The sequence below is a fragment of the Hafnia sp. genome (assembly GCF_036648275.1).
Classification (GTDB): domain Bacteria; phylum Pseudomonadota; class Gammaproteobacteria; order Enterobacterales; family Enterobacteriaceae; genus Hafnia; species Hafnia alvei.
This window is the reverse complement of record NZ_JAVXIQ010000001.1, coordinates 482,674-495,568: the sequence shown is the minus strand read 5'-3', so window position 1 is coordinate 495,568 and position 12,895 is coordinate 482,674. Positions and strand designations below refer to the sequence as shown.

General features: G+C 49.7%; 11 protein-coding genes. 6 read left to right on the top strand and 5 right to left on the bottom strand.

The window, feature by feature from the left end; all coding sequences use genetic code 11:
- Nucleotides 1-80 precede the first annotated feature (80 nt).
- Nucleotides 81-2,021 carry an exoribonuclease II gene (locus RSC70_RS02480; RefSeq protein WP_332541542.1) on the top strand — a complete coding sequence of 647 codons (1,941 nt, stop codon included), beginning with the start codon at nucleotides 81-83 and terminating at the stop codon, nucleotides 2,019-2,021.
- Between the two features lie 87 nt (nucleotides 2,022-2,108).
- Here RSC70_RS02480 and dkgB read toward each other — a convergent pair whose 3' ends face one another.
- On the bottom strand, nucleotides 2,109-2,909 hold the full coding sequence (gene dkgB / locus RSC70_RS02475) for a 2,5-didehydrogluconate reductase DkgB (protein WP_332541570.1): 801 nt from the start codon (nucleotides 2,907-2,909) through the stop codon (nucleotides 2,109-2,111).
- Between the two features lie 328 nt (nucleotides 2,910-3,237).
- Here dkgB and RSC70_RS02470 point away from each other — a divergent pair, with 328 nt between their 5' ends.
- Nucleotides 3,238-3,825 (top strand): NAD(P)H-dependent oxidoreductase, encoded by a 588-nt coding sequence (locus RSC70_RS02470; protein ID WP_025801207.1) that lies wholly within the window; start codon nucleotides 3,238-3,240, stop codon nucleotides 3,823-3,825.
- Nucleotides 3,826-3,834: 9 nt separating this feature from the next.
- Nucleotides 3,835-4,149 carry a putative quinol monooxygenase gene (locus RSC70_RS02465; RefSeq protein ID WP_025801206.1) on the top strand — a complete coding sequence of 105 codons (315 nt, stop codon included), beginning with the start codon at nucleotides 3,835-3,837 and terminating at the stop codon, nucleotides 4,147-4,149.
- Between the two features lie 72 nt (nucleotides 4,150-4,221).
- Here the strand turns inward: RSC70_RS02465 and pepT are convergent, their stop codons facing one another.
- Complete coding sequence (pepT, locus tag RSC70_RS02460; protein ID WP_234618414.1) at nucleotides 4,222-5,454, bottom strand: peptidase T; 1,233 nt, start codon at nucleotides 5,452-5,454, stop codon at nucleotides 4,222-4,224.
- Nucleotides 5,455-6,049: 595 nt separating this feature from the next.
- Between pepT and potA the strand changes: the two genes are divergently transcribed.
- The 3 genes from potA to potC are packed head-to-tail and all read left to right on the top strand — an operon-like array spanning nucleotide 6,050 to nucleotide 8,809.
- Nucleotides 6,050-7,189 carry a spermidine/putrescine ABC transporter ATP-binding protein PotA gene (gene potA, locus RSC70_RS02455; RefSeq protein WP_025801204.1) on the top strand — a complete coding sequence of 380 codons (1,140 nt, stop codon included), beginning with the start codon at nucleotides 6,050-6,052 and terminating at the stop codon, nucleotides 7,187-7,189.
- Entirely contained in the window at nucleotides 7,173-8,033 is an 861-nt protein-coding gene (gene potB, locus RSC70_RS02450; protein ID WP_040045056.1) for a spermidine/putrescine ABC transporter permease PotB, read from the top strand. Before potA ends, potB begins: the two co-directional genes overlap by 17 nt.
- Nucleotides 8,030-8,809, top strand: coding sequence for a spermidine/putrescine ABC transporter permease PotC (potC, locus tag RSC70_RS02445; RefSeq protein ID WP_025801202.1), 780 nt, complete (start codon nucleotides 8,030-8,032; stop codon nucleotides 8,807-8,809). Before potB ends, potC begins: the two co-directional genes overlap by 4 nt.
- A 65-nt stretch (nucleotides 8,810-8,874) precedes the next feature.
- On the opposite strand, the gene fecA is transcribed toward potC, so the two are convergent.
- The 3 genes from fecA to RSC70_RS02430 form a co-directional block, all read right to left on the bottom strand.
- Nucleotides 8,875-11,235: a TonB-dependent Fe(3+) dicitrate receptor FecA gene (gene fecA / locus RSC70_RS02440; RefSeq protein WP_332541539.1), complete on the bottom strand. Its 2,361-nt coding sequence runs from the start codon at nucleotides 11,233-11,235 to the stop codon at nucleotides 8,875-8,877.
- Nucleotides 11,236-11,360: 125 nt separating this feature from the next.
- Entirely contained in the window at nucleotides 11,361-12,332 is a 972-nt protein-coding gene (locus tag RSC70_RS02435) for a FecR domain-containing protein (protein WP_332541537.1), read from the bottom strand.
- A gap of 1 nt (nucleotide 12,333) precedes the next feature.
- Complete coding sequence (locus tag RSC70_RS02430; RefSeq protein WP_442904240.1) at nucleotides 12,334-12,855, bottom strand: sigma-70 family RNA polymerase sigma factor; 522 nt, start codon at nucleotides 12,853-12,855, stop codon at nucleotides 12,334-12,336.
- Between the last annotated feature and the right edge of the window lie 40 nt (nucleotides 12,856-12,895).

The following is a 12,895-nucleotide window of genomic DNA, read 5'->3' as shown; positions in this document are numbered from 1 at the left end:
GGCACTGATTCGCGTAAAAATGTGAACCGCTCTTGAGGTCATTCACTTCATCCACCTGCCGGAATCTACGTTTCAATACTATGTTTCAGGATAACCCGCTGCTCGCGCAGCTAAAACAGCAACTGCACTCCCAGACTCCACGCGTTGAAGGCGTGGTTAAAGGGACCGACAAAGGTTTTGGCTTCTTAGAAGTTGACGCCCAGAAAAGCTATTTCATCCCGCCGCCATACATGAAAAAAGTCATGCATGGTGACCGCGTTCTGGCTGCTGTTCACACTGAGAAAGATCGTGAAGTCGTTGAGCCGGAAGAGCTGGTTGAGCCTTTCCTGACAAGATTCGTTGGCCGGGTACAGAAAAAAGACGGTGATAACCGCCTTTCCATCATCCCCGACCATCCATTGCTGAAAGATGCGATCCCATGCAGAGCGGACAACAACGTCACGCATGAGTTTAAGCAAGGCGATTGGGCCGTTGCCGAGATGAATCGGCATCCGCTGAAAGGTGACCGCACTTTCTTTGCCAATATCACCACGTTTATTACCGACGCGGATGATGATTTTGCACCGTGGTGGGTTACTCTTTCCCGTCACGGGCTGGATCGCACGGCACCAGAATGGTCCGGTAGTGAAATGCATGAAGAAGGCTTGGAGCGTGAAGACCTCACCGCTCTGCCATTCGTCACCATCGACAGCGCCAGCACCGAAGACATGGATGATGCGTTGTATGTGCAGGAGAATGAAGATGGTTCTCTGGCATTAACCATCGCCATTGCCGATCCGACGGCCTACGTTGAGCAAGATTCTGAGCTGGATAAAATTGCTCGGGTGCGTGCTTTCACGACTTATTTGCCTGGTTTCAACATTCCGATGTTGCCGCGCGATTTGTCTGACGATCTGTGTTCACTACGCCCTAACGAACGCCGTCCGGCGTTGCTGTGCCGCGTGACAATACAGAAAGACGGCGCTATTTCTGACGATATTCGCTTCTTTGCTGGCTGGATCGAATCCAAATCCAAACTGGTTTACGACGAAGTTTCAGACTATCTGGAAGGCGTTGGCAGTTGGAAACCGGAAAATGCGCAAATCGAACAGCAGGTTCGCCTGTTGCATCGTTTAGCCGATTCCCGCTCTGATTGGCGTCAGCAGCACGCATTGGTATTTAAAGATCGCCCAGATTATCGCTTTGTTTTAGGCGAAAAAGGCAGCGTGGTTGATATCATTGCTGAACACCGCCGTGTGGCAAACCGTATCGTGGAAGAGTGCATGATCACTGCTAACGTCTGCGCCGCTATCGTGCTGCGTGACCGTTTAGGCTTCGGTGTTTATAACATCCACTCTGGTTTTGATCCGGCGCTGGTTGAACAGGCCGTGAGCATTCTGCAAGCCAACGATGTATCTGCCAACGCAGAGGCATTATTAACACTGCAGGGCTTCTGCGAACTGCGTCGTCACTTGGATTCGTTGCCAACGACGTTCCTTGATAGCCGCGTACGCCGTTTCCAGACCTTTGCTGAAATCAGCACCGAGCCGGGCCCGCATTACGGTTTAGGCTTAGAAGCTTACGCAACGTGGACTTCACCGATCCGTAAATACGGCGATATGGTGAATCATCGTCTGCTGAAAGCGCTGATTGCGAATAAACCCGCCGAACGCCCAGATGAAGCCATTACCGTTCAGATGGCAGATCGCCGCCGCCTGAATCGTATGGCAGAGCGTGATGTTGGTGATTGGTTATATGCTCGCTTCCTGAAAGATAAAGTGGCTCCAGAGATTCACTTTAACGCGGAAATCGTTGATATTTCGCGTGGCGGTATGCGCGTGCGTTTGGTTGATAACGGTGCGATGGCGTTTATTCCGTCCTCGTTTATTCACGCCGTGCGTGATGAACTGGTATGCAGCCAAGAAACTGGCTCCATTCAGATCAAAGGCGAAACCGTTTATCAGACGGGCGATGCCCTACAGGTTTATCTGGTTGAAGTGCGCCTAGAAACGCGCAGTATTATTGCCAAGCCTGTCGCATAATCTGAAACATTGAGGGGCATGGGGCACTAGCCCCCTGCTCCTCAATCGTTTAAGCGCTCAGTATGAGATCAACAGACGTTTTTCAAATCAATCCCAATCTGGCGCAAACTCAGGGCTGACTAAGCGCTCATTGCGTTCAAGTTCTGCAATCTGCTTCATTTCCGCATCGCTTAATACAATCTTCAACGCGTCTAAGTTGCTGGCTAAATTCTCACGTTTGGTGGACGAAGGGATCACCGTGTAACCCTTTTGCAACGACCACGCCAGAGCCACCTGTGCGGCGCTCACACCATGCACCTGCGCAATTTGGGTAATGACGACGTCTGTTAACACCTTGCCATAGGCTAGAGGCATATAAGCAGTTACCGGAATGCCCTGAGAGGCAGCAAACGCAGCCACTTTTTCATTTTGCAGGAACGGATGGATCTCAATTTGCTGGCTAGCAATATTCTGTGCACCCACGGCGTCGATGGCTTGCTTCATTTGTTCGATAGTAAAATTAGAAATCCCTATCGCTTTGGTTAAACCCATCTGCTGAGCCTGATACAAGGCCTGCATGCTCTCAGCAATGGTTGGCGATGCATCACGCGTTGGCCAGTGGATCAGGGTTAAATCGACCTGCGCCAGACGCAGTTTTTTCAGGCTTTCTTGCAGGCTTTCAATCAGCTTTTCAGGCGCGAGATTTTCCAGCCAAATTTTCGTGGTGACAAACAGCTCATCACGCGGTACACCGCTTTCTTCAATAGCTTGCCCAACCTCAGCTTCATTGCCATAGATCTGTGCGGTATCGATATGACGATACCCCAGTTCTAGCCCATTGCGCACAGAATCAATCACGACCTGCTCTTTCAAGCGAAACGTTCCCAGCCCAAGTTTTGGCATCATCATTTTGGTGTTGCTCATTTTATATCCTTTTGATTTTGTAAGGTAACAGAGTGATGTTGGCCAAGGCGTTGCCCTGTTGCTGAGAGTGAGTATGTGGGGAAGTTTTTTGTTTAAAATAGCGTTAATTGCAAATGTATTGTGATCAAGAATCACAAATGCCCAGACTAATCTTATTCCGCCTTCAATTATTGACTCAAACGCAAAGGTGTTGTGATTCAGATCGCCTATTTTATGAAAATAAATAGTGTGATAATTGCATCAGTCGCTAATTACATTATCGAATCACAACACGGCGCCACGCCCTATTCTGCGCCGCATGAGGAGCTCCATTATGAGTAAGATTTTCCTGATCAACGGTATGAAAGCGTTTGGCCACTCTAAGGGCCAGCTGAACACCACTCTGCATGACGTCGCTAAAGAAACATTGGCTGCGATGGGCCACGAACTGCGTGAAACCACCATTGACCACGGTTACGAAATCGAACAAGAAATCCAAAACTATCTGTGGGCCGACGTGGTTATTTACCAGATGCCAGGCTGGTGGATGGGTGAGCCGTGGATCGTTAAAAAATATATCGACGAAGTCTTCACAGAAGGTCATGGCCGTCTGTACGCTAGCGATGGTCGTACCCGTTCAGACGCGAGCAAAAAATACGGTTCTGGCGGCTTGATTCAGGGTAAACAGCACATGTTGTCTCTGACTTGGAATGCGCCACAGGAAGCTTTCGACGATCCAGAACAGTTCTTCCACGGTCAGGGCGTTGATGGTCTGTACATGCATTTCCATAAAGCCAACGAATTCTTGGGTATGACTCGTCTGCCAACTTTCCTGTGCACCGACGTGATCAAAAATCCAAATGTGGAGCATAACATTGCATGCTACCGCGACCATTTGGCGACCGTGTTTGCTAACAAATAAGAGATTGCGATGATTACTGTTATTGCCGAAATCAAAGTTCGTGCGGGACATTTAGACGCTATCGTTAAGCGCTTTCAAGCTTTGCAAGCAGAAGTGCTGGCGGAGGAAGGTTGCTATCAGTACACGCCGCTCACGGATACACTGCCCGCTATCGAGCGTCAGAGTTTAGCCGCTGACACGCTTTTCATGGTTGAACGTTGGGAATCTCACGCGCATTTGGATGCCCATCTTAAAACGGTCCACATGGTTCGCCACCATGAAGAAACGCAGGATCAGGTAGAATCCGTTACCCTGCGCATCTTGACCGATCATTCTGTTTGCTAACAGTTTTTATTGCCACTGTGTCTGTTTATTTAGCCGCTGATATTTCAGCGGCTTTTTTATACCGTTAATCGCTTAGCCTTTGGCTTTCAACGCGGTCAGCTCGGCGATCCGCATAATCACTGATACCGCTTTTTCCATGCCTTCCAAGGTAATGAATTCATGTTTGCCGTGGAAATTATAGCCTCCGGTAAACAGATTCGGGCAAGGCAGACCGCGGAATGAAAGCTGCGCGCCGTCTGTACCACCGCGAATCGGACACATGATCGGCTCAATGCCGACGTCGTGCATCGCCTGCTGTGCCAATTCAATGATATGTGGATGTTTTGCCACTTCATCACGCATGTTGTAGTAGCTGTCATCTAACGTCACTTCGATATAGCAGTCACGGTGTAAACCTTTACCCACTTTCTTCGCGATATCCATGATGTTTTTCTTGCGGGCTTCGAAGCCTTCACGGCTGAAATCACGCACGATGTAATGCATTTCTGCTTTCTCAACCGTGCCTTTCATCGATGCAAGATGATAGAAACCTTCATAGCCTTCCGTGTGTTCAGGCGTTTGCTCTGTCGGTAATTCATTGTGAATACGCGCAGCAAGTGACAGCGCGTTAACCATCACGCCTTTCGCCGTTCCCGGATGCACGTTGTTGCCTACGATCTTAATCGTCACCGACGCCGCGTTGAAGTTTTCACATTCCAACTCACCCACGCCACCGCCATCAACGGTATAGGCCCATTCCGCGTCAAAGGCTTCAACATCAAAGAATTGAGCACCCTTACCGACTTCTTCATCAGGCGTAAACGCAATGCGAATATCGCCGTGTGGAATGTTGTTATGTTTGAGACGCAGCATAGCGGTCACAATTTCGGCGATACCGGCTTTATCGTCGGCACCCAGCAGGGTTTTTCCGTCGGTAGTAATCAGCGTTTGGCCTAACAGCTGGTGTAAGACGGGGAACATTACCGGAGAGAGAACCTCATCACCAATGCCCAAGGCGATATCACCACCGCGATAGTTTTCAACGATCTGCGGATTCACATTTTTACCGCTGGCATCTGGCGCGGTATCTAAATGCGAGATAAAACCGATTGTCGGCGCTTTCCAACTAACATTAGACGGCAGCGTTGCCATCACACAGCCATGATCGCTTAACGTGACTTGCTCGAAGCCGAGCTCAACTAATTCAGCCTGTAGCGCGCGCGCCAACTTCATCTGGCCATCGGTGCTAGGAACCTGACGTACACCTGCTTTGGACTGTGTGTCGAAAGAAACATAATTAAAAAAGCGATCGAGTAAGTTATTCATAAAAGTGTCTCGCAATGATTCGTTATTCGTCGCAGTCCACATCATCCCCATAATCGATGGTTAAGAATGAAGGACAAGTGCCGCATTAGATAAACAACCCTGAAATTTTATGCCGGGTTTAAAAAATCGACTAATGGGCTAGCCTGACAACGTCAAGTGGGGGCTTTGCAAGGGTATCTGTTCATAATCATGTGATCTGTCTCTAATTATGAAAAATCCCCTATGCCCTCGCCATAGGTTTTACATTATGCGTAGGGCTCAAAACGGAAATATTGCGTCAGGTCATTTTTAGCTAAAGTTAAAGAAAGTAAGGAAAGTAATACCGGATAAAAATAGCCGTTTCGCAGGATTTCTGCCCCATTTGGGGTAAATTAGTGCATCATAGTTAAACCAAGGCGAGAAAATCGGGTTTTCTTGGCTGGCTGGCTTTTAATTAAGGTTCACTCAGTCTATCATTCGCGCCTTATTTTTTGAGTGGCGCCGCTGGTTTTGAGCTACCTGACTCATTGATTTACTTTGAGTCTTCTGCTCCTACAGTCTTTTTTTTCAGCGGCGGTTCTATCTGCAACACGTAACGGGATAGAGTAACAAATAAATGACTGAGATATCTTCTCTGGGTTCCAACGCAGCATTACAGCCTGTTGTTCGTTTGACAGGTATCCGTAAGTCTTTTGATGATAAAGACATCATCACCGATCTTGACCTTACTATTAATCATGGCGAGTTCTTAACCATTCTCGGCCCCTCTGGCTGCGGGAAAACCACCGTTTTGCGTCTTATTGCCGGTTTGGAAGACGTTGATGATGGCCGCGTTATTTTGGACGGCGATGATATCACTCACGTCCCAGCCGAGAATCGCTGCGTTAATACGGTATTCCAAAGCTACGCGCTGTTTCCACACATGACCGTGCTAGACAACGTCGCCTTTGGGTTGCGCATGCAGAAGCGACCAGAAGCCGAAATTATTCCTCGCGCCCATGAAGCACTGCGTATGGTGCAGTTAGAGGAGTTCGCTCAGCGTCGGCCGCATCAGCTTTCTGGCGGGCAACAACAGCGCGTGGCCATTGCGCGTGCGGTGGTGAATAAACCCAAGGTGCTTTTGCTGGATGAATCACTGTCTGCGCTGGATTATAAGCTGCGCAAACAGATGCAAAATGAGCTCAAGGCCTTACAGCGTAAGCTGGGCATTACCTTTATTTTCGTCACCCACGACCAAGAAGAAGCGCTGACCATGTCAGACCGCATCGTGGTGATGCGTGATGGTAAGATTGAGCAAGACGGCACACCGCGCGAAATCTACGAAGAACCTAAGAACCTGTTTGTCGCCAGCTTCATTGGCGAGATCAATATTTTTGATGCCGAGGTTCTGCATCGCGTGGACGAACATCGCGTTCGTGCCAACGTCGAAGGCCGCGAGTGCAATATCTACGTCAATGCTGAAATGGACGTGCAGGCGGGCGATAAGCTGAATGTGCTGCTGCGCCCTGAAGATGTGCGAGTCGAAGAGATCCACGATGCCGGACAGGTTGATGGCATCATCGGATACGTGCGCGAGCGCAACTATAAAGGCATGACGTTGGAATCTACCGTTGAATTAGAGAACGGTAAGATGGTGCTGGTGAGCGAATTCTTTAACGAAGACGATCCCGACGTCGATCATTCGTTAGATCAGAAAATGGCCGTGACTTGGGTCGAAAGCTGGGAGGTGGTGCTGGCTAATGAAGAAGTCGCGTAAGTATTTTCAAAACGTGGTGATCACAACCGTGGTCGCCTGGCTGGTGCTGTTTGTCTTTATGCCGAATCTGATGATTATCGGCACCAGTTTCCTGACGCGTGATGACACCCATCTGATAAAGATGGTGTTTTCCTTCGATAACTACACTCGCTTATTTGATCCATTGTATGCCGAAGTGCTTCTGCACTCGCTGAATATGGCTATCATCGCCACGCTGTGTTGTTTGGTGATCGGGTATCCTTTTGCCTTTATTCTGGCGCGGCTACCGGAAAAAGTTCGCCCTCTTCTGCTGTTTTTACTGATTGTGCCTTTCTGGACCAACTCCCTGATCCGTATTTATGGCCTGAAATTATTCCTCAGTACCCGAGGTTATTTAAACGAGGTTCTGCTGTGGATTGGGATTATCGATAAGCCGCTGCGCATCATGTATACGCCTGAAGCCGTGATCCTTGGGCTTATCTATATACTGCTGCCGTTTATGGTGATGCCGCTGTATTCCAGCATTGAGAAGCTGGATAAGTCGGTATTAGAGGCCGCACGTGATTTAGGGGCAAATAAATTCCAAACGTTTATTCGGATTATTATTCCTCTCACCATGCCGGGTATTGTTGCGGGCTCGTTGCTAGTCATGCTGCCGTCTCTGGGGCTGTTTTACGTTTCCGACCTACTGGGCGGTGCGAAAAACCTGCTGATTGGCAACGTGATTAAAAGCCAGTTCCTGAATATCCGTGACTGGCCATTCGGCGCGGCCACCAGCATCTGTTTGACGCTGGTCATGGGCATCTTGCTGTATATCTATTACCGCGTTGGGAAACTGATGAATAAAAAGGTGGAACTGGAATGATCGGACGCCTGCTACGCGGTGGATTTATGTCCATCGTCTACGCCTATTTATATATCCCTATTATTATTCTGATCGCCAACTCGTTTAATAGTTCGCGTTTTGGTATCAACTGGAAAGGCTTCACCTTTGATTGGTACAGCACGTTGATGAACAATGACAGCCTGCTGCAAGCGGCTGGTCATTCCATCACCATGGCTGTCCTTTCTGCCACCTTCGCCACGCTGATTGGTTCGTTAACGGCGGTGGCGCTTTTCCGTTACCGATTCCGCGGTAAACCTTTCGTTAGTGGCATGCTTTTTGTGGTGATGATGTCGCCCGATATCGTGATGGCAATTTCACTGTTAGTCCTGTTTATGCTGCTGGGCGTTTCATTAGGTTTTTGGTCGTTGCTGTTTTCACACATCACCTTCTGCCTGCCCTTTGTGGTTGTCACCGTGTATTCGCGTTTGAAAGGTTTCGATGTGCGAATGCTTGAAGCGGCAAAAGATTTGGGCGCGGGTGAAGTGACGATTCTGCGGAAAATCCTCCTGCCGTTGGCGATGCCCGCGGTGGCGGCGGGTTGGCTGCTGAGCTTTACCCTCTCCATGGATGACGTGGTGGTTTCATCATTCGTCACTGGCCCAAGCTATGAAATTTTACCGCTGAAAATCTACTCAATGGTGAAAGTGGGTGTGTCACCAGAAGTGAACGCCTTGGCTACCATACTGTTGGTGCTTTCGTTGGTGTTGGTTCTCGGCAGCCAGCTTATTTTGCGTGATAGAACAGCGAGTAAGTAGCGGGATAAGTTAAATCTATTCAAAGGCGCCCTAAGGCGCCTTTTTCATGTTCATACATTCATTAATTAAAACTTCACCGATCCCTGCAAGAACAGCGTGCGCGGTTCTCCTACGTAAATCCCTTTATTGTTGTCATCATAGGCGCGGGTGAAATACTGATGATCCAACAGGTTACGCACGCCCATACCGAGATTTAAATTCGCCATATCGGGTCCGAATTGGTAATCAGCACGTAACCCCCAAATCATATAACCCGGAATACGCCCGGTGCTGCCGTCTGCGCTGGCTTTTTGCGTATTGGCATTATCGGCAAACTGACTCGACTGGAATTGCCCGTTCACATTAAATGCCCAATCCCCTGGACGATAATCTAACCCGATCATGCCTTTGTGTTTTGGCGAGAACGGAACCTGATTCCCTTGGTTGTGACCGTCTTCGCGGATAACAGCGTTAACATACGCATAATTAGCAGAAACGCTAACATCTTGCAGCGCTGGCGCAAGCTCGCTGAGATCATAACGCGCGCTGGTTTCTGCGCCAGTATGACGCGTTTTACCACGTGCCGTTACGCTGTCGGTTGCTTGGTTTGAGTCATACTGATTGTTGAAATTAATCAGGAATACACCAAATTCCGCCTTGAGCGCGTCGCCATCGTAACGGGTGCCTAATTCCCACGTGCGGGCTTTTTCTGGCTCAATGTTGCCGCTGGAAATCGCTTTACCCATCTGGCTATATTGCACGGTGCCAAAAGATCCCTCGGTGTTCGCGTAAAGATTCCACTCATCTGTGAGGTGATACATCACGTTTAGCGCCGGTAGCGGCGCGTTATAGCTAACTTCCTGCTTATCACCTTTGATCTGATTCTTCTGATATGAGCTGACATGCTCGTAGCGAATGCCCGGCGTAATGGTCCAGTCACCGATATCAACACGATCGTCGAGATACACGGCATGCGCCTGTGTGCCTGACTGCGTATCACGGTCGTAAGGACTGTTAGTGCTTGGCAATACCCCAGATTTGGTGGCGGTGTAATAACGTAACTCATGGGTAGACTCGCTTACGTAGCGATAGCCCATCCCCACCTCATGGGCTGAAGATCCCAGCATAAAGCTTTGGCTGTAGCGTGGTTCAACACCTCTGACCCAATATTCACGCGGTGAAAGCGTCAGCTTTTTGCCCTGCTCCAAATAACCACTGCGCAACGTGTAGGTATAAAACGTCTGCACGTTGAATTTATGCTGCTGATCGGGCTGATATTCATAGCCTAGACTGGCAAGATCGCGGCGTCCCCAAAATGAATCGTAAAGACGCGTTGATTGGTAGGGATCGCGATCGTACTGCGCCTGCGTTAAACCACCGGGCATCTCCGCCCGACCTTCGTAATGCTGTAGCAGGCTCGTAAATTTATGCTCTTCATTGGGCGCGTATTGCGTTTTGAGCATCACGTCGTCAATTTTGGTGTAGCTGTGTTCGCGCCAATCGCTGCCTCGGGTGCCGGAATAAAGCAACGCAGCGCCGAGGCCATTATCCGCAGTTCCTCCAATCATCAGATTTCCGGTGCCTTTCGGGTGATCCTGCGTGGACGTTGGCGTTAAATTGCCCTGCATCCCTGCTTCCACACCAAAGGTTTTCGGAATGGCACGCGTGACAAAGTTCACCACACCGCCAACCGACTGCGGCCCATAGCGCACAGCACCACCGCCGCGTACGACATCAATGGCATCCATATTGCCCAATGAAACCGGCGCTAATGAGAGCTGCGGCTGGCCATAGGGTGCAAACGGCACCGGAATACCATCCATTAATACCGTTGAACGGCTGGCCAAACGTGGGTTTAGACCGCGAATACCAAAATTCAGCGCTAAATCATGGCTGCCGGTACCGTTGTTTTCCGGTGCGACCACGCCTGGGATCTGGTTTAGCACATCACGCATACGCGTTGCACCGGTGGTGGCAAACTGTTCGCGGTAGATCACATCGCGAGCGCCCGCGTGTTCAAAAACATCATTTTCACGCGCTTGCCCAAGCCAATCACCCACCACGGTTAATGTCTCTTCGCCGTGCGGCTGAGGCAAGGGTTCAATCGCAAAGCTATTATTCCCTAACGCGTGCGCCACCAGCCCACTCCCCTGCAACAGAGTATTGAGCCCCTGCTGAGCGGGTACCTTTTTAGGCACTGCGGATACGGTTTTTCCTGCTGTGATCTCTGCATTCATCACTAAAGAAATGCCTGTTTCACGCGCAAACTGATTAAGCCCCTCGTCCAAAGAAATAGCGGAAGCCTGCAAGCTGGGCGAATTTGCCGCTAATGCATTAGGTACCTGAAGCAGCGCCATGCACACTAGCGCACGCTGCATAGCCTGCGCTAACGGAGAGATTTTGCCTGATGAGAGATACAAAGAGGCGTTTCCTGCCTGAAATAACATAACAAACTCCTGAATCATCATTGAATATGCCTAGCGGCATTTGTTGTATTTACTCAGGGGTCGTTTGGGACAGGGTAAAAGTACAATTAAGAATGAAAATATTTCTCATTTATTTTATTTCAGGCTCAACGCAGGGAAACACGCGCCCAATAACGGCTGACGTATCGCACTTTTATCGGTAAAACACGCGCAATCAGGGTGATGGCATGAGGAATATTATCGAGAGGGAAAGTACCACTAACGCGCAAATTGGCAGCATCTGAAGCGCAGGACAAATACCCAGATTGATAGCGCGCTAGTTCATCAATCAGCTGTGAAAGTGGCCAATGGCTAACGCTTAATAAGGCTTGCTCCCAGCTTGCGGCTGCCAGAGGAAGTTCTTCAACAGCTGAAATCGTTTTCGCATCGAAGCGGCGTTGCTGTCCGGCTTCCACAATGGCCTGCATACCGGTTTTTTGCGTCACGATCTCAACCGCATGTTCTTGAACGCTAAGTTGCGTGTAGCCATCGGTATGGCGCACCTGAAAATACGTGCCTAGGGCGCGTAGGCTGCCGTTTGACGTTTTGACATAAAATGGACGGGCTGGGATGGTTTCGTCTTTAGCCGTTCTGATGGATATTTCGCCTCGATGCAGCGTGACTAAACGACGCTGGGCATCAAAATCGACGTCAACGGCAGAGTCAGTATTCAGCACCAGTTGAGAACCATCGTCTAAGGTAAAACGAGAAAGCTGCCCTGCCGAGGTGCGGTACTCAGCCACCAACGCTTGCCCAGTTTGGCTACGCACGCCCTGCCAGCCAGCAAATCCCACGCCTAAGGTCAGCAGCGTCATTTTGAGTAGCTGTCTACGGGTGCGATCCTTGAGATCCTGTGACTGATTAAGCGCATGAAAACCCGCATGAACCGGTAATTGCCCCATCTGTTCGCATACTCGGCTCACCTGAGACCACGCCCAACCGTGGGTTGGGCTGGCGTCATGCCAAAACTGCCATTCTGCCTTCGCCGTCAGATCGTATTTATCCTGTAAACGCACATACCATTCAGAGGCTTGCGCTAGCGCATGGCGCTGTTGCGGGTCAATTGCAGGTGAACTCATGCTACGCAGTCTCATGGGTTAGACGGTATAACAGGCAATGCTCCATCGCTTTTGCCATGTACTTTTTAACTGAGCTAAGTGAAACCCCCAGCCGCAGTGCGATATCGCGATATTCAAGCCCTTCCAACTGCGCCAGCAGAAATGCCTGTTTGACTCTGCTACCTAAGCCATCGAGCATAGCATCCACTTCCTGCAACGTTTCCAGCACCGCGAGTCGCTCGTCTTCTCCGGGCATCTCCTGCTCTGGCAGTTGTGCCAAGGCGTCCAAATAGGCGCGTTCTAACGTTTTGCGGCGGATAAAATCCACCATCACACGCTTGGCTATGGTGGCTAAAAACTCACGCGGGCGTTGGATTGGTTCGCGGTTGGTGCTGCGTAAAATGCGCATAAACGTGTCCTGCGCTAAGTCTTCAGCATCAAAACGACAGTTCAAGCGAAAGCCTAACCAATTTCGCAGCCACGCGTGGTGCTGTTGATAAAGATCGTTCAGAGCCGAATGATGGGCGTTAGAGGTCGTCAGCATAGCCATTTACTTATGTTATCTATTGCGCGAACTCTAAATG

Bases quoted from the DNA above. Each gene is read 5' to 3' on its own strand.
- RSC70_RS02480 (WP_332541542.1), top strand. From the start codon at position 81: ATGTTTCAGGATAACCCGCTGCTCGCGCAGCTAAAACAGCAACTGCAC.
- dkgB (WP_332541570.1), bottom strand. From the start codon at position 2,909: ATGATGATGCCAAAACTTGGGCTGGGAACGTTTCGCTTGAAAGAGCAG.
- RSC70_RS02470 (WP_025801207.1), top strand. From the start codon at position 3,238: ATGAGTAAGATTTTCCTGATCAACGGTATGAAAGCGTTTGGCCACTCT.
- RSC70_RS02465 (WP_025801206.1), top strand. From the start codon at position 3,835: ATGATTACTGTTATTGCCGAAATCAAAGTTCGTGCGGGACATTTAGAC.
- pepT (WP_234618414.1), bottom strand. From the start codon at position 5,454: ATGAATAACTTACTCGATCGCTTTTTTAATTATGTTTCTTTCGACACA.
- potA (WP_025801204.1), top strand. From the start codon at position 6,050: ATGACTGAGATATCTTCTCTGGGTTCCAACGCAGCATTACAGCCTGTT.
- potB (WP_040045056.1), top strand. From the start codon at position 7,173: ATGAAGAAGTCGCGTAAGTATTTTCAAAACGTGGTGATCACAACCGTG.
- potC (WP_025801202.1), top strand. From the start codon at position 8,030: ATGATCGGACGCCTGCTACGCGGTGGATTTATGTCCATCGTCTACGCC.
- fecA (WP_332541539.1), bottom strand. From the start codon at position 11,235: ATGTTATTTCAGGCAGGAAACGCCTCTTTGTATCTCTCATCAGGCAAA.
- RSC70_RS02435 (WP_332541537.1), bottom strand. From the start codon at position 12,332: ATGAGTTCACCTGCAATTGACCCGCAACAGCGCCATGCGCTAGCGCAA.
- RSC70_RS02430 (WP_442904240.1), bottom strand. From the start codon at position 12,855: ATGCTGACGACCTCTAACGCCCATCATTCGGCTCTGAACGATCTTTAT.